We start from the raw sequence: 17,147 nt of genomic DNA on the forward strand, positions 1-17,147 counted from the left end.
AAAGCATGCGCAACCACAACCCTGGAATGAAAAGAAGGTAAGCTACATGACTGTCTTCAAGAAAACGACATCCCTGGTGGCCGGCGTGATTGCCGTGGCCGTTCTTGGGCTCGGCTCCGCCTATGCGGCGGAAAAGTTCAATCTCAGCCCTGATACATCGAATCGGATCCGTACCGAAAAAGACGAGACCGCGATCAAGGCGATCGCGCCGGGCTTCAAGTTCGTCAGTCCCGGCAAGTTCACCGTGGCTATCAGCCCGTGGGATCCGCCGGTCGCGACCTATGCCACGGACGCCAAGACCGTGGTCGGCACCGATCCTGAAATTGCGCAGTTGGTCGCGGATTCGCTCGGACTGCAGCTGGACCTTGTCCCGGTTGCCTGGGAGGATTGGCCGCTCGGCGTCTCCTCCGGCAAATATGATGCCGTGATCAGCAATGTGACCGTCACCGAGGAGCGCAAGCTGAAGTTCGATTTCTCCACATACCGCAAGGATGTTCTCGGCTTCTACGTCAAGGCCGACAGCAAGATCACCGCGATCAAGGAGCCGAAGGACGTCGCCGGCCTGAAGGTCATCACCGGCGCCGGCACCAACCAGGAGAAGATCATCCTGGAGTGGGATCGGCAGAATGTCGCCGCTGGTCTGAAGCCGGTTGAGGTACAGTATTACGACGATCGCGCCGCCGCCAACCTGGCGATCCAGTCCGGCCGTGCTGATGTCGAATTCAACCCGAATGCCACGCTTGCCTACAGCGCTTCCATCAAGGGCAGCACCAAGCTGGTCGGCACGGTCAGCGGCGGCTGGCCGCTGACGGCCGAGATCGCGGTGACGACGCGCAAGGGAGCCGGTCTTGCCGATGCGGTCACCATCGCGCTCAACGACCTGATCAAGGACGGCAAATACGGCGAGGTGCTGAAGCACTGGAGCCTTACCTCTGAGGCCATCGACAAGTCTCAGACCAACCCGCCCGGTCTGCCAAAGAGCGGTTCCTGATCGGTTCTGACACAACTAGCGGCCGGCTCCGCGAAAGTGTGAGCCGGCTATTCATGAAGACGGGATATGGAGACTTTCATGACAGGCATACCGGCCATCCGGGCATGTTCATTCGTTCTGATGATGACGGCGCTGACATCTGTCGGCGTGGCCCATGCCAATGATCTGAGTTTCGACCTGAGCCCGGAGCAGCCGGGCCGCATTCGTGTCGAGCAAGATGCGAAGGCCATCGCCGCCATTCCCAAGGGCTTCAAGTTCGTGACGCCAGGCACCCTTACGGTCGCCGTCGCGCCTGGCGGTCCGCCGCTCGCCACCTATGCGACGGATGCCAGGACCGTGGTCGGCGCCGATCCGGATATCGCCACCGCCATCGCTGGCAGCCTCGGGCTGAAGCTCGAGCTCGTGCCGGTCGCCTGGATCGATTGGCCGTTGGGCCTCACCTCGGGCAAATATGATGCCGTTATCTCCAATGTCGGCGTCACCGAACAGCGCAAGGAGAAGTTCGATTTCTCCACCTACCGTCAGGGCCTGCACGGCATCTATGTCAAGTCGGACAGCAAGATCGGGCCGATTAAGGAGCCAAAGGATGCGGCGGGTCTTCGCTTCATCGTCGGTGCCGGCACCAATCAGGAGCGCATCCTGCTCGAATGGAGCAAGGAGAATGTCGCCGCCGGGCTGAAGCCGCTGGAGCTGCAATATTACGACGATGATGCCGCGAGCCTGCTGGCGCTGGCGTCGGGCCGCGCTGACGTGATCGTCCAGCCGCATGCGCAGCTCGTCTACATCGCTGCCCGCGACAAGAACATCAGGAGCGTCGGCACGCTGAGCGCCGGCTGGCCGGATCGCTCGGATGTAGCCGTCACCACACGCAAGGGAAGCGGTCTCGCCGATGCCCTGACAGTCGCCACCAACGATCTCATCGCCACCGGCACCTACGGCAAGATCCTCGACCACTGGCATCTGGCGGAGGAAGCCTTGCCGAAGTCGGAAACCAATCCGCCCGGCTTGCCGAAATACTGATCGCCAGAAGGCGTAAATGGGAGTGATGACATGAGCGGCCGCAAGATCTCGATTAACCATATCGGTTTCCTGACCCCCGGCAATTATCCCGACGATGATCCGCTGGCGGGATTGGAGCAGACGCTGCAACAGCTGCGGTATGGTGAGGAACTAGGCTTCGACAGCGCCTGGGTCCGGCAGCGGCATCTGGAGCCCGGTATTTCGTCGGGCAGCGCCTTCCTGGCGGCGGCAACTCAGCGCACCAGCCGCATCCAGCTGGGAACGGCGGTCATTCCTATCGGCTATGAAAGCCCTTATAGACTGGCCGAGGACCTCGCCACTGTCGATGTCCTGTCGCGTGGACGGCTGAATATTGGGGTCAGCGCCGGCCGGCCGCTGCATGCCGACCTCATCGCACCACTGGTTTTCGACGGTGATTGGGAGAGCAACGATTTCTCCCATGATCGCGTCTTGCGTTTTGCCGACAATCTGCGCGGCACTCCTCTCGGTGACGACCAGACCTTCATCAAGACGCCCTTCGGCCCGATCCGCCCGCGCCTACAACCCTATGCCAAGGGGCTAATCGACAGGATCTGGTATGGCGGTGGATCGCAGCGCTCGGCCGAATGGGCCGGCCGCAATGGCTTCAACCTGCTGACCGGCAATGTGATAACGGGCGAGGGAACCGATGACTTCCTCGTTGCCCAATCGCGGCTGATCGAGACCTATCGTGCAGCCGCCGGAACCCGGGGCCGTGTCGCGCTGGGGCGCGTCATCGTGCCGTTCGACAGTGCCGATGCCGCCACGCGTCGCCGATATCAGGACTATGCCGCCGGCCGCAATGAGCGGACGCTGACGCCACAAGGCGAGCGGAGGACCCTGTTTGCCCGTGACATCATTGGTACCTCGGAGGAGATTTTGGAGCAGCTTTTCGCCGATCCGATCCTGCCCAAGGTCAGCGAGTTGCGGCTGGAGCTGCCTTATGAGTTCGAGCACGAGCAATACCGCCAGATCCTCCATGACTTCGTCACGCGGATTGCGCCGAAACTGGGCTGGTCAGGCGCGGGTTGGGCTGCATCTGGCAAAGACGAAAAACGCTACGCCTGAGCAAGACGCTCCCCCGAGGTTCTCGTTCCGGCATGTTCACGACGGGCCAGGGTCGAGTCGCCCTGCCTCAGTTTTCTTCTGCCTGGCCTCTCGCAGATGCTTGTAGACGGTCGCTCGCGAGATTCCGAGCAACCGCGCCAGATAAGGCACGAGATTGCGGATGGCGAAATAACCCTCCTGTTCCAGCGCTTCCACCAGACCGACGTGATCTTCCTTCGCAAGCGCCGATGCCGCTAGCCCGCGCTCGGCGAGGAAGCCGGCGATCGCGGCGTTGACCGTCTCCTGCCAATCCGATTGAAAAAGCGCTGCCGGCTGTGCGCCATTCCCTTGAAAAGCCGTCAGCAGGCTGAGCGCCTCGCGCGCTGATTCCATCGGATCGATATCGAAATTGATGCAGAGCAACCCGATGGGGAACCCGTCCTGCCCACGCAGGACCGAGGTGACGGATTTGAGCCGCCGCCCGTCGAAATTGGTTTTCCGATAGGGGCCGATCACATCGTCGTCGAGCGAGCCTATGTCCTTGAGGTCGGTCAGTGACGAACCGCCGATCTGCCGCCGCGAAATATTGTTGGCGATATAGGCGATTTTTTCCGTCTTCAGGTCGTGAATAACGACTTCAGCATGCGGCTTGAGCAGTATTGCGATCGCCTCCGCGACCGGAACGTAACGCGACAGTTCTTCGGTCAGTGCTGGCACGGCAATCGCAGCCTTCTTTGACATGGCCTCGCATTCCTATCCTCGGCGGAAATGACAAATTCTCTGTATTTGACAAAATGTCAACATACTTTTACCCTGACTTTCCCGAATGCAAAACGCGCATGAGCGCGTGATTGTCTATGCTGGAGACACCAATCATGCCGGTACTGCCCGATTTCAAGCTCGAGACCTATTTCTCGAAATGGGAATTCACGGCGCGCTATCACATGACGGCGTCCGATGTGCAGAGCATGACGATGGCCGAGCTTCTGGCGATGGGCTCGGAAGAGCAGCGGGCGGCGTTCCAAAACCTATGGCTCGGCTATACCGAAACCTTCGGCGACCCGGCGCTACGGGAAATTATCGCCGGCCTTTATGAAGGGATGCAAAGCGCGGATGTTCTCTGCTTTGCCGGCGCGGGCGAGGGGATCTACATCGCCATGCATGTGCTGCTCGAAAAGGGCGATCATGCGATCGTCGTGACACCGAACTACCAGTCGGCCGAGACGGTCCCACTCAGCATCTGCGAGGTCTCCGGGGTGGCGCTCGATCCCGCTGATGGTTGGTCGCTGGACATTGACGCGGTGCGGGCGGCGGTCCGGCCGAACACCAAGCTGATCTCCATCAATTTCCCCCACAATCCGACCGGCAAGGTCCTCGAAAGAGGCCGCTTCGACGCTCTGGTGGGTCTATGCCGTCAGCATGGCATCTGGCTCTTCAGCGACGAGGTCTATCGCGGTCTCAGCGTCGACGGCAAACCGCAATTGCCCGCGGTTGCCGATGTCTACGAGCGTGGTCTTTCGCTCGCGGTAATGTCCAAGGCCTACGGGCTCCCCGGCCTGCGCATCGGCTGGATCGCTTGCCAGGATCGCACCGTTCTTTCGCGGATGGAGCGAATGAAGCACTATATTTCGATCTGCAACTCCGCTCCGAGCGAAAGCCTGGCAAAGATCGCATTGCTGAATGGCGGGCGGATACTTGAACGCAACAACCGACTGATCACCGCCAACCTCGGCAAGCTGAAGGCGCTCTTCAACGAATTCGAGGACCTGTTCGAATGGTACACGCCCGACGGCGGATGTGTCGGCTATCCGCGCTACAAGGGCGCTGATGGAGTGGAGAATTTCGCGCGCGATCTCGTGGAGAGCGCCGGCGTGCTGCTGCTGCCGGCCAGTCTTTATCGCTCCGAGCTCAACCCGACGCCCGACAATCGGTTCCGCATCGGCTTCGGCCGCGCCAATATCGAAGAAGGGATCGCTGCGATGCGGTCCTATCTGCTGAGGAACCATCGCTAAGACATCCCCGGAACGCAATTCGAGCGAAGTCAGATCATGGCATTTTCGAAGCCAAGGCCATTCAAAAGCCACAAAGCTGCCGAGGCTGGCAATGGTACAGACAAGTTTAAATTTCGTCTTCGCCACCCGTTGGGCAGCACGTCTGTGACAGCAGTTTCTCCATATTGAGGGGCTGTGCTTCCCGACACGGGTTTCCCCCAGGACCTGAATGAGAAGGTTCGCCGCGACCAAAGCAGAATTGCGAGGTTCAATGCGATGCACTCCATCCCAGACTGTGCTTCCGTTTCCATCATCATCTCGAACTACAATTACGCACGCTTCCTCCGCCGCGCTGTCGGCAGCGCACTGGAGCAGGATTACGACAATGTGGAAGTTATCGTCGTCGACGATGCGTCCACCGATGACTCAGCCGATGTCATTACCTCCTACGGATCACGCATCAAGGCGCGCCTGAAAGAGGCCAATGGCGGGCACGGCGCGGCGTTCAATACCGGTTTTGCCGCAAGCAGCGGTGAGATCGTCCTTTTTCTCGATGCCGACGACTATCTATACCCGAATGCGGTGTCCGAAATCGTCGATGCCTGGGAGGACGACACGGTCCAGGCGCAATTCCGATTGCACCTCGTCGATGAGGATCAGCAGGTAAAGGATGTCTTTCCGCCCCCTGAGCTACCGTTCGATTCCGGCGACGTCACTTCGAAACTGCTGCATAGTGGGCGCTATCAGACCACTGTTACCAGCGGCCTGGCCTTCAGGCGCGCGGTTCTGGAAACGGTGATGCCGGTTCCGGAAACGGATTTCCGGCAGGGTGCCGATGGCTATCTAGTCACCGTTGCGCCTCTCCACGGAAAGGTAACGTCGATCGAGACCTGTCTCGGCGCCTACCGCATTCATGGCGCCAATCATTCCGTCTTCGCCGAGAAGCTCGGTCAGCGCGCGCGCTGGCGCATGGAGCATGATTTTCACCGAATGGATGCCCTGTCGGATCGGGCCGCTGAAGTCGGCCTGACCGTACCACAGGATGTCAATCTTCATGACCCTGTCCATCTGGAAGAGCGCCTGGCATCGCTCTGCATAGACAGTTCAAGGCATCCCATGGTCAGCGATTCCAGATTTACCCTAGGAACCGCCGGTGCCGTGGCCAGTCTGGAAATGAATGCATCGCTCAGACGCCGCGCAATGCTGGCGGCATGGTTCCTGTCCGTCGGCGTCCTTCCCCGGCGCATGGCGAAGGCGATCCTGTCGTGGAAGCTCGTCGCCTCATCAAGGCCCGCCTTCCTGCTGCGCATTTCGAAAACCATCCGCCATGCGGTTGGGTAGACCAGAGATAGCGGTGCGCTTGCGCCGCTATCTCGCCACGGCCCTGGCGATCCGTTCCTCGTTCAAGTTCCGATAGCTGGCGCCGGGGTGCGGCGCTTGCAATCGAGGCCCCTTGCCACCGAGCTTTTCCCGCAAGGTTCCCTGACGATAATCCGTCTTATAGACGCCGCGCTTTTGCAGTTCCGGCACGAGCAGGTCGACAGCGTCCTCGAAGCTCTCCGGTGTGACGGCGTAGGCGAGATTGAAGCCGTCCACATCCGTATCCTCGACCCACTCCTGCAGGAGATCGGCGACTGTTTGCGGCGAACCGACGAAGACCGGACCGAAGCCGCCGATGCCAACCCAATCCGCCATCTCGCGCACGGTCCAGACCTTGTCGGGGTCGATGGTGGTGAAGGTTTCGACGGCGGATTGCACGGCGTTGGTATAGCGATGCCTGAGCGGTTCGTCGGGCGAGAACTGACCGAAATCGATGCCCGTCCAACCGGAAATCAACGCCTGCGCGCCTTCGTAGGAGACGTACTTTCGGTATTCGTCGAACTTCTTTTTCGCCTCAGCATCGGTCTCGCCGAGGATCACAGTCTGCAGGTTGAAGGCTAAGATCTCGCGCGGATTGCGGCCGGCTTTGGCTGCCGCCTCGCGGACATTGGCGACATAACGCTTCAGCACCGGCTTCGATGGCGCAGCGACGAAGATGCATTCGGCATGCGCGCCGGCGAAATCCTTGCCACGGCTTGAGGCGCCAGCCTGATAGAGCACCGGCGTCCGCTGCGGCGACGGCTCGCTCAGATGAATGCCCGGCACGGTGAACTGCTTGCCGGAGTGATGGATCGGATGAACCTTTTCCGGATGGGTGAAGATGCCGGCCTCGCGATCGCGCACCACGGCATCGTCCTCCCAGCTGCCTTCCCAGAGCTTGTAGCAGACCTCGAGATATTCCTCGGCGAGATCATAGCGATCGTCATGCTTCGTCTGTGCCGCCTGGCCGACATTCAGCGCGCCACTGTTCAGATAGGAGGTGACGATGTTCCAGCCGACGCGACCTTTGGTCAGGTGGTCGAGCGTCGAGATGCGGCGGGCGAAGGTATAGGGATGCTCGAAGGACAGCGACGCCGTCAGTCCAAAGCCGAGATGCTCGGTGACATAGGCCATGGTTGGAATGAGCTGCAGGGGATCGTTGACCGGTACTTGTGCCGAATGGCGAAGGGCCGCATCGACATTGCCGTTCAGCACATCGTAGACGCCGAGCACATCGGCGATGAACAGACCGTCGAACTTGCCACGTTCCAGCGTCTTGGCGAGATGGACCCAGTAGTCGAGATCCTTGTACTTCCACGACTGATCGCGCGGATGCCGCCAGAGGCCGGGCGACTGGTGACCGACACAGTTCATATCGAAGGCGTTCAGCCTGATTTCGCGGCTCATTTTCAGCTCCTTGTGGGGTCGGAGGTAGGCAGGATGTCAGGAGTTGGCGCGGCCGAGGCCGTAGGTCAGGGCGAGCGCTCCGACGAGCACGGCGCCCTTGACGAAATCCTGGGTGTAATAGGGGGCGTTCAGCATGGTCAGCCCGTTGAGCAGTACGCCGACGAAGACCGCGCCGACGAGCGTACCGAGGACATTCGGACGGCGCAGGCCCAATACGGCAAAGCCGATCAGCGAGGCGGCGACTGCGTCCATCAACAGCGACCCACCGGAAGAGACATCGCCGCGGCCGACGCGCGCGGCAATGACGATGCCGCCGAGCGAAGCGAGCGTGCCAGATATGACATAGGCCAGCGTCTTCAGCCGTGTCGTGGAGGCGCCTGCTAGCCGCGTCGCCACCTCGTTGCCGCCGGTGGCAAACAGCAGGCGGCCAATGCGGGTCCGCTCTGTCAATACGAAGAGCACTAACGCCACTAGGATCATCAGAACGACGGAAACCGGCACGATGCCGAACAGGCTGTAGCGTCCGATCAGCAGAAATTGCGGATCGTAGCTGCCGGCGGCCTTGGAACCATCGGGCAGGATCAGTCCGGAGGAGATCGAGCGGCCGGCGGTCGGGATGAGCTGTAGGCCGGAGAGCAGGAACATCATCGACAGCGTCGCCAGCAGGTCCGGCACGCGCAGCCGGACAATGATGAAGGCATTGATCAGCCCGATCGCGGCGCCGAAGGCGAGCACCAGCGGTACGGTGGTATAGACATCGAGCTGCCAGACGATCATCGCATAACTTGCGGCCATGACGCTTGAGGCGGCGACCGCGCCGATAGAGAGATCGAAGCCTCCGACGGCAAGCGTCACCGTGACACCCGCGCCAAGGATGGCGACGACGGAGACCGCCTGCAGGATGCTCATGAGGTTGTTGATGTTGATGAAGGCCGGCTGGGCGGCGGTGAAGCCGATGATAAGTGCCACTAGCAGGATGAAGACCGCGCCGGAACGCAGGATGGTGCTGGCGCTGGTGAGCCAGCCGATTATCGGATGGGCGATTGCCGCCGTCTCGGTCCGTTCCGCCGGCTGTGGGAAGCTCTCATTGTCAACGGATGTCATGCGGGGATGTCCTCAAGGGCGTCTGGGGTTGTCGCGCTGGCGACAGGGCTCAGGCTATGCCGGTCGATCACGAGAATGCGGTCGGCCACTTCGTAGGCTTCCTCCGGGTCGGAGGTGGCAATCAGCGTGGCGCGATCGCTGCGGCTGCGTATGGCCTGGATGATGTCGTGCCGGGCGCCGACATCGACGCCCTGAAAGGGTTCATCGAGTAGCAGCAACCGGCTCTGCTCCGCTTCCCAGCGCGCCAAAACCACCTTCTGCTGGTTGCCGCCCGAGAGCGTCCAGACGGAGGCGAGGGGACCCGGGGCCTTGATCCGCAGACGGTCAATCGCCTTTTCCGCCTCCTGCCGCTCGCGATTGCCGAAGAGGAGACCATTGGGGTACCAGCGGCTGAGATGCGGCAGGCTGATGGTGGCGGCGACCGAATTGCCGGGCCAGGCGGCAGGCATCAGCGAAGAGCGGTGACGGTCCTCCGCTGCCATGGCGACACCAGCGGCGATGGCCTGCGCCGGATTTTTTGGCCGATAAGGCTTGCCGTCGAGGTGCATCTCGCCTTCGGCAAGCTGGTTGAGGCCGAAGATTGCCGAGAGCAGGCGGCTCTTGCCCGCGCCGAGCACACCGGTAATGGCGACGACCTCACCCTCCCTAAGCGAGAGATCGAATGGAATGGCGTTCGGCACCAGGCGTGCATTGCGTATTTCGAAGACCGGCTTCCCGCCGATATCGCGTGCGCCCGGCCGCGCCGATTCCAGTTTACGGCCGATCATGGTCTCGATGGCGGCGGGAAAATCGATCGGGCGCGTGAAGGAGCCGACAACGCGGCCACCGCGCATGACCAGTGCACGATCGGCGATCGCATCAAGATCCGCCGTACGATGGGAGATATAGAGGATAGCCAGCCCCTGGCTTTTCAACCGCAGCAAAATATCGAACAGCCGACGGCTTTCCTGCCCCGAAAGGCTTGCTGTGGGTTCATCGAGGATCAGCAGGTCGGCTTGATCGGCCAGTGCACGCGCAACCGCCACCAATTGCCGATCTGCTGCCGGCAGGTCGCCGAAGTCCCGGTCGAGTGGCAGGGAAAAGCCCGCGACGTCCAATATGGCTTGCGCTCTGGCGCGGATGCCGGCGCGCGAAACGAAGAACGGCATCCGGCGATCCGCGTAGCGCGGTAGCAGCAATGCGTCCGCCACCGTGAGACCGGGAGCGCCGACAAGGTCGGTCGACTGATGGACGGTGACAACACCGGCTTTGGTCGCCTCTGCGGGGGTCGCCGGCGCGAAGCCATGTCCCTTGAACCGGATATTGCCTCCGTCAGCGGCCAGCGAGCCAGCCAGTATCTTCACCAGCGTCGATTTGCCGGCGCCGTTTGCGCCCATCAAGGCGACAATCTCACCGCGATCGATGGACAGCGTCGCATCGGCAAGCGCACGCGTCGAACCAAAGTTGCGCGTCAGATTTTCGACTTGGAGCAGGGGCATGCAGTCTTTCCGGTTTCACCCGATAATGCCCCGGGGCGCCACCGAACTTCCAGGCACGCCATTTCCGGGACAAAGCCGAAGATGGAACAAAGAATCTCCGGAAGCGGCAAAATTCAGATCATTTACTCTACTAAAAACATAGAGATTATTTCTAATAGATTGACGCGTCGCCGGGAACACGTTGCCCATCAGACGATGCTTTCGATCGACCAAAGGAACACGACGATGAAATCTCTCGCACGGCTCGCTCTGTCTGCTGCCGTCATTCCATTCGTCTTCTTGCAGCCGGCCCATGCCGATGGCATCGCTGGCGCACCGGCCCCCTTCGACAAGGGCGGCGTCAAGCTGGCGCTGATCAGCTATATCTCCGCCGGTGACTTCTTCCAGGCCTATCAGGCGGGCGCGGAAGCGCAGGCCAAGGCGCTCGGCATCGATCTGCGCGTGTTCCCCGGCCGCCAGGATGCAGCCGAACAGCGCGAGCAGATCCTCCAGGCCGTCAATCTTGGCGTCAGCGGCATCGTCATCGATCATGGCCTGCCGGAATCGCTTGGTGACGTCGTGCAGCAGGCGCTCGACAAGGGCATCAAGGTCGTCGCCTTCGACGTCAACCTCAACAATCCGAAGATCCCGCAAGTCGAGCAGAGCGACCATGAGCTGGCGCAGCAGGCGCTCGATCAGGTGGTGAAGGACAACGGCAAGAGCTTTGCTGCCGGCTATGTCTATGTGGCAGGATTCGCGCCACTCGACCGTCGCAACGAGGTCTGGGACAAGTTCAAGGCCGCCAATCCCGGTGTCGTCGAAAAGGCGCGCTTCGGCAATGTCAGCGACACGACCGCCACCAGCACCGCCGATCAGGCCAAGGCCGTATTGACCGCCAATCCGGATATCAAGGTGGTGTTCGCGCCCTATGACGAATTCGCTCGCGGCGTGAAGCTTGCCGCGGGCGACCTCGGCATCTCCGACAAGATCAAGATCTATTCCGCCGACGTTTCGACGGCCGATATCCAGGAAATCGTCGAGCCGGGTAGCCCCTGGGTCGCGACGGCCGCCACCAATCCCGCCGTCGTCGGCGCGGTTTCCATCCGTGCGGCAGCCCTGCAGATTGCCGGACAGGATGTTCCGCACCAGATCACCGTCAAGCCGACGCTCCTGACGCAGGAAAGCCTGCGCGCGGCCGGCGTGAAGACCATCGAGGATCTGGCTACCAAGATTCCGGCCTTCAGCACCAGCGACGCGGTAACGGCAAGCTGGATTCCAGCCAAGCTGTTCTAAGCACGGCAACAGGACTTATGCGGCGGGTCATTTTCGGTTCCGCCGCATCCATCACTTCAAGCGATCGATGGATCGGGAGTTCCCACATGAGCAAATCCAATGTCGTCTTCGCCACCAGCCATGGCACCGGACGGGACGCACTATTTTCAACCGCAACGGAGATTTCCGCCGATTTCGCCAAGCGTGCGGCCGAACTCGATCGCGAAGGGCTGCCGCCGCTGAAGGAGATCATCCGGCTCAAGAACTCCGGCCTCCTCAACGCGCTGCATGCGCCGCAGATCGGCGGCGGCGGACTGAACTGGGTCGACGCGCTGAAGCTGGTGCGCATCATCTCGCGCGGCGAAAGCTCGCTCGGCCAGCTTCTCGGCTACCACTTCGTCAATAGCCAATATATCTATTGGGCGCTCGACGATGCCGAACGCGCTCATGCGCTCGGCGCCGAGACAGTGGCGAAGAATTACTATTGGGGTGCCGCCGTCAATCCGCGTGATCCGGGCCTCGAGCTTACGCGGCGTGGCAGCGCCTATGTGCTCAACGGCCGCAAGTCCTTCTCGACGGCGGCCCATATCTCCGACTACATCAACGCCAATGCAGCACTTGACGGCAAGGTCGCCAGCTTCGCCGTGCCGACCAATCGGCCGGGCTATATCGCCAATGACGATTGGGACAATATCGGCCAGCGGCTGTCCGACAGCGGCACCGTCGAGTTTCGCGATTTCCCTGTTTATGAAGAGGACTTCATCGCGCCGCCCGCCGCACCGGATGCACCGCCGCCGGTGTTGTCGACCTTCAACACCCCGCTGATCCAGCTCGTCTTCGTCAATTTCTATCTCGGCACGGCCGAAGGTGCGCTCGAAGCCGCACTCGACTATGTACGCACGACGACGCGGCCCTGGATCACCTCCGGCGTCGAGAGGGCTTCCGATGATCCTTATATTCTTGAGCGGGTCGGAGAGTTCGCTGCGGCGCTGAAAGCTTCGGCCGCCCTTGCCGACAGCGCTGCCGAAGCCGTCCAGGCGGCTCTTTCTCGGGGCTGGGATGTCACAGCTCGGGAACGTGGTGAAGCGGCGGCGGAAGCCTATGCGGCAAAGGTGCATGCCACCAATGTTTCGCTCGACATCACCTCGCGTGTCTTCGAACTGACCGGCGCCCGGTCCACCGCGTCGAGCTACCGGTTCGACCGCTTCTGGCGCAACGTCCGCACCCACACGCTGCACGATCCAGTGTTCTACAAGGCCAAGGAGGTCGGTGAGTTCGTCTTGAATGGCAAGATCCCGACCGTCAGCCTCTATAGCTGATCAGCATCCTCCCAAGATGCATGAAGAAAGGCCCGTTCCGGTTTCCGGAGCGGGCCTTTTCGTTGGGAGCTTAGAAGAAATTCCAGGAAAAGTGCGTAGCGGTTTTCCGTCCGGAATTGCGTAAAAACAAAAGGCTAGAGCGCACCGTTCTTCGGCGGTGTCACGCCGTTCAGGTGATAATTGCCGACCACATGATATTTCCAGCGCACGGGATCGTGCAGCGTGTGAGTGCGCGCATTGCGCCAATGGCGATCGAGATTGAGACCGACGCGGACGGACGACGTACCGGCGAGCTCGAACAGTGTGTTCGATGCCTCCAGCGCAATCTCCGTCGTCAACACCTTGGCGGTCGCAACAGCAAGCGTCGCCGCCACCACATTCGCTTCGCTCGGGTCGATCTGGGCGATGTCGACCTTCCGTCCGGCGCGTTCGACGACAGCCGTGGCCGCCTCGAGGCGAATGGCGATCTGCCCGACCTTCGCGATAGTCAGTGGATCGTCGGAGGCACGCTCGACACCGCTATTCATCCAGGGACGTGCGTTCGTCTTCACGAATTCGACCGTCTCTGCAAAGGCGGCGCGGGCGATACCGAGATCGATGCCGGCATGAATAATCTGCCCGACGGAACCAATCGTTGTGGGACGTTCGAAGCCCTTGTGATGGGAGACGACCGCGTCGGCTCGCACATAGACATTGTTGAGGATCGTGGTGCCGCTGCCGGTTGTCCGCTGGCCGAAGCCATCCCAATCGTCGACGATCTCAATACCCTCGGTGCTGCGAGGCACGAAGGACATGGTCAGCCGCTCCTCATCGTCCAGCGCGAATACCGTGATCCAATCGGCGAAGATGACGCCGGTTGAATAATATTTGCGGCCATTGATCCTGTAGCCAAGCCCCTCGCGGGTAATGCGGGTATTGTAGTGGCCGACGGTCTTGGTCCCCTTTTCGGACAGGGCATTGCCAAAGCGGTCGCCCGCAAGCGCCCGACCGAAGAAGAAGCGCTTCTGCTCCTCGCTGCCGTCCACTCGCAGGGCTTCCAGAATATAGAAATGATTTTGCGGTATCTGCCCGATCGAACCGTCGGCTTCGGCGAGAATGGCAGTCACCTCGGCCAGGATCGCGTTGGAGACATCGAGCCCGCCATATTCGGAGGGGACGGTGATCGAAAGCAGGCCAGATTGCGATAGCGCGTCGAGCTCGGCATGCGGCAGCAGCCGGTCGATATCGCGGCTGGAGGCGGATTCGGCGAATTGTTTCGCCAGCACGCGCGCCGTCGCGATCGCCTCTTCCTCGCTCGCCAGTCGGACTGCCACGGGGCGAATTCGATCCGTCTGTTGCACCGCTAGATCCATCTGAGCTCTCCTAATTTCAGCGGCCTATGGGTGCAGGATGTCAGCGCCGAAGATAAGGGCGTAAATTCTATAGATATACTGCATTATGAAAAGTTTTTCGGCCGACAGCGCCGAGAATCATCTGCACGCATTGACGGCGGTGGATTGCTGAAAAATGGCTCGTAGCGTTGGCAGCTGGAGAGCAAACGATGTTTGCCCTCCAGTTACAATTTAAGGCAAGCGATAGGCGATGACATAGTCGCCGGGCTTGGTGCCGACCGAACCATGACCGCCCGCCACCATGAGGACATATTGCTTGTCGCCAGCCGTATACGTCATTGGCGTCGACTGGCCGCCGGCCGGCAGACGGGCCTCCCAGAGCTGTCGTCCGGTCGTGACGTCATAGGCGCGCAGATAATTGTCGACTGCGGCCCCTAAGAAGGCGACGCCGCCCTTGGTGACGATCGGCCCGCCGATGCCGGGCACACCGACCTTGAAGGGCAGTGGCAGCGGCGTCATGTCATGCACCGTGCCGTTCTTGTGCTTGTAGGCGATCTTGCCGGTCTTGAGATCGGCGCCGGCGACATAGCCCCATGGCGGTGCCTGGCAGGGAATGCCGAGCGGTCCGAGGAACGGACCCATAAAGACCCCGTACGGCGCGCCATCGTTCCGGTTCAGGCCCTGTTCGCTGCCTTTCTGGTCCTGACCTCTCGGCGGAATATCCGCGCGGGGAACGAGCCTCGAGGTGAAGGCGAGGTAGGTCGGCATGCCGAACATGATCTGGCGCTCGGGGTCGACGGCGACACTGCCCCAGTTGAAGGTGCCGAAATTGCCGGGATAGATGATCGAGCCTTCAAGCGACGGTGGCGTATAGCGGCCCTCATATTTGTAGCGGTGGAAGGCGATGCGGCAAGCGAGCTGATCGAACAGCGAGACGCCCCACATGTCCTTTTCCTGCAGCGGCGGCGGCGAGAAGGTGAGGTCCGAGATCGGCTGCGTCGGAGCGGTGTGATCCTCGGGGATGGCGCCGCCCGGAGCCGGTATCTCCTTGAAGGGGATGAGCGGCTCGCCGGTACGCCTATCGAGCACATAGATGTCGCCCTGCTTGGTGGAGGCGACGAGTGCCGGCACCACCGAACCATCCGATTTGGTCATGTCGAAGAGCACGGGCTGGGCCGGCACGTCCATGTCCCAGAGATCATGGTGCACGAATTGCTGTACCCATTTGAGCTGGCCGGTGTTGATATCCAGCGCCACCACGGAGGAGGAGAAGCGCTCGACATTCGCGCTGCGGCCCATGCCCAGCTGATCGGGAACCTGGTTGCCGAGCGGGATATAGATCAGGCCCAGCGCCTCATCGACGCTCGATACCGACCAGCTGTTCGGCGAATTGGTGGTGTATGTCTGTCCTGCCGGCAGGGGCGTGGTTTGATCCGGGTTACCGGAGTCCCAGTTCCAGACACGCGCGCCGGTCTTGATATCGAAAGCGCGAATGACGCCGGATTGCTCCTGGGTGGAGTAATTGTCGTTGACGGCCCCGCCGACGATAATCTTGCCCGCCACGGCGACAGGCGGCGAGGTCGAGTAGTAGTAGCCGGCCGGATTATACTTCATCCCGGTTTCGAGATGGAGCACGCCCTGATCGGCGAAGCTCGTGCAGACCTTGCCATCGGCCGCGTCCAGCGCGATCAGCCGCGCGTCTGAGGTCGGCAGGTAGACGCGGTCGGCGCAGGGCGCACCGGCTGCGGCGGCCTGATCATGATAGTATGTGACCCCTCGGCATGTCTGATGCTGGCGATCCGGGTTCATTCCGGAATTGGAGTCAAACCGCCATTTTTCCTTGCCGCTGACCGCATCGAGCGCGATCGCCAGATTATGCGGCGTGCACAGGTAAAGCGTATCACCCACCTTGAGCGGCGTCACCTGATAGGTCGTCTCGCCGATATCGTCGGGGCGCTTCACGTCACCGGTTTGATATCGCCAGACCTCCTGCAGGTTGGCGACATTCTGGACATTGATCTGGTCGAGCGGCGAGTAGCGCTGGCCGTAAGGCGTGCGGCCATATTGGTGCCATTCGCCATTCGGCACATCGCCGCCCATGGGTGCGTTGGCCGCGACAGTGGTCGGCAGATCTCCGGAAAGATCGTGCGGATCGGTGGTCATCGAGTAACCGGCGACGACGATAGCCGCAAGCAGAGGTATCGCAAGCGGCCAGGGACTGGAGGCATATTGCACGCCGTCGAGGCTGCGGAAGCCGAGCGGGCGCCGGATCCAAGGCGTCAACAGCCAAAGACCGATCAGAATGACCAGGCCGCCGCGCGGGCCGAGCTGCCACCAATCGAAACCAACTTCCCAGATCGCCCAGCCAAGTGCCGCCAGTACAAAGATCGCATAGAGCCAAAGAGCGGCAGCCTTGCGCATGAACAGCAATATCGCTGTCAGGAGGAATATGACGCCGGCAAAGAGATAAAAGAAACTGCCGCCAAGCAGGACGAGCCACAGCCCGCCGCCGCCGAGCGCCAGTCCGATAAGCGCCAGAACTAACGATGTGATTCCGATGGCCATGATCTACTCCAGTCTATCCGCCGAATTGACAGTGATTGATCGAGGGTAAGCGGCAACGATTGATCATGATCCCTGTCGGGATCGAATGTCCGGCGTAGCCGAAGGTCGCAAGGCAATGAAGGCGTTGATTCGAGTGTGACGGCCCTCAGCGATTTCGAATCGATCCATCGAATTCCCCAAAACGGAGTTTGAACGCCACGAGTGCAGAAATGTTCCATCCCAGCGGGTAATTCAAGCGCGACGAGCCACGCTCGAATCTATTAACA

At 61.1% G+C, this 17,147-nt stretch carries 13 protein-coding genes; 7 read left to right on the forward strand and 6 right to left on the reverse strand.

The features are described 5' to 3' along the window. Positions 1-46 precede the first annotated feature (46 nt). From EX00_RS00905 to EX00_RS00915, 3 genes are all read left to right on the forward strand, one after another. On the forward strand, positions 47-991 hold the full coding sequence (locus EX00_RS00905; protein ID WP_047453198.1) for an ABC transporter substrate-binding protein: 945 nt from the start codon (positions 47-49) through the stop codon (positions 989-991). Positions 992-1,069: 78 nt separating this feature from the next. Beyond that, positions 1,070-2,011 carry an ABC transporter substrate-binding protein gene (locus EX00_RS00910; RefSeq protein WP_047453326.1) on the forward strand — a complete coding sequence of 314 codons (942 nt, stop codon included), beginning with the start codon at positions 1,070-1,072 and terminating at the stop codon, positions 2,009-2,011. A 30-nt stretch (positions 2,012-2,041) separates the two neighbouring features. Further along, on the forward strand, positions 2,042-3,097 hold the full coding sequence (locus EX00_RS00915) for an LLM class flavin-dependent oxidoreductase (RefSeq protein WP_047453199.1): 1,056 nt from the start codon (positions 2,042-2,044) through the stop codon (positions 3,095-3,097). A gap of 36 nt (positions 3,098-3,133) precedes the next feature. Here the strand turns inward: EX00_RS00915 and EX00_RS00920 are convergent, their stop codons facing one another. After that, positions 3,134-3,817, reverse strand: coding sequence for a helix-turn-helix transcriptional regulator (locus tag EX00_RS00920; RefSeq protein WP_047453201.1), 684 nt, complete (start codon positions 3,815-3,817; stop codon positions 3,134-3,136). A 134-nt stretch (positions 3,818-3,951) separates the two neighbouring features. Here EX00_RS00920 and EX00_RS00925 point away from each other — a divergent pair, with 134 nt between their 5' ends. Next, entirely contained in the window at positions 3,952-5,088 is a 1,137-nt protein-coding gene (locus tag EX00_RS00925) for an aminotransferase class I/II-fold pyridoxal phosphate-dependent enzyme (protein ID WP_047453203.1), read from the forward strand. Positions 5,089-5,343: 255 nt separating this feature from the next. After that, positions 5,344-6,408, forward strand: coding sequence for a glycosyltransferase family 2 protein (locus tag EX00_RS00930; protein ID WP_047453329.1), 1,065 nt, complete (start codon positions 5,344-5,346; stop codon positions 6,406-6,408). 27 nt (positions 6,409-6,435) lie between these two features. On the opposite strand, the gene EX00_RS00935 is transcribed toward EX00_RS00930, so the two are convergent. The 3 genes from EX00_RS00935 to EX00_RS00945 are packed head-to-tail and all read right to left on the reverse strand — an operon-like array spanning position 6,436 to position 10,415. Further along, a complete protein-coding gene (locus EX00_RS00935; RefSeq protein WP_047453205.1) occupies positions 6,436-7,833 on the reverse strand; it encodes an LLM class flavin-dependent oxidoreductase in 1,398 nt (465 codons plus the stop codon). 36 nt (positions 7,834-7,869) lie between these two features. Further along, positions 7,870-8,937: an ABC transporter permease gene (locus EX00_RS00940; protein WP_047453207.1), complete on the reverse strand. Its 1,068-nt coding sequence runs from the start codon at positions 8,935-8,937 to the stop codon at positions 7,870-7,872. After that, complete coding sequence (locus tag EX00_RS00945; protein WP_047453209.1) at positions 8,934-10,415, reverse strand: sugar ABC transporter ATP-binding protein; 1,482 nt, start codon at positions 10,413-10,415, stop codon at positions 8,934-8,936. Before EX00_RS00945 ends, EX00_RS00940 begins: the two co-directional genes overlap by 4 nt. Positions 10,416-10,640: 225 nt before the next feature. Here EX00_RS00945 and EX00_RS00950 point away from each other — a divergent pair, with 225 nt between their 5' ends. Both EX00_RS00950 and EX00_RS00955 read left to right on the forward strand, forming a co-directional pair. Then, positions 10,641-11,687, forward strand: coding sequence for a substrate-binding domain-containing protein (locus EX00_RS00950; RefSeq protein ID WP_047453332.1), 1,047 nt, complete (start codon positions 10,641-10,643; stop codon positions 11,685-11,687). Between the two features lie 86 nt (positions 11,688-11,773). Then, complete coding sequence (locus EX00_RS00955; RefSeq protein WP_047453211.1) at positions 11,774-12,985, forward strand: acyl-CoA dehydrogenase family protein; 1,212 nt, start codon at positions 11,774-11,776, stop codon at positions 12,983-12,985. A gap of 134 nt (positions 12,986-13,119) precedes the next feature. On the opposite strand, the gene EX00_RS00960 is transcribed toward EX00_RS00955, so the two are convergent. Together EX00_RS00960 and EX00_RS00965 are read right to left on the reverse strand one after the other, a co-directional pair. Beyond that, positions 13,120-14,337 (reverse strand): SfnB family sulfur acquisition oxidoreductase, encoded by a 1,218-nt coding sequence (locus EX00_RS00960; RefSeq protein ID WP_047453213.1) that lies wholly within the window; start codon positions 14,335-14,337, stop codon positions 13,120-13,122. Between the two features lie 210 nt (positions 14,338-14,547). Next, a complete protein-coding gene (locus EX00_RS00965) occupies positions 14,548-16,881 on the reverse strand; it encodes a glucose/quinate/shikimate family membrane-bound PQQ-dependent dehydrogenase (protein ID WP_047453215.1) in 2,334 nt (777 codons plus the stop codon). Between the last annotated feature and the right edge of the window lie 266 nt (positions 16,882-17,147).

The organism is Martinezella rhizogenes, assembly GCF_000799715.1.
GTDB classification, from domain to species: Bacteria; Pseudomonadota; Alphaproteobacteria; order Rhizobiales; family Rhizobiaceae; genus Rhizobium; species Rhizobium rhizogenes_C.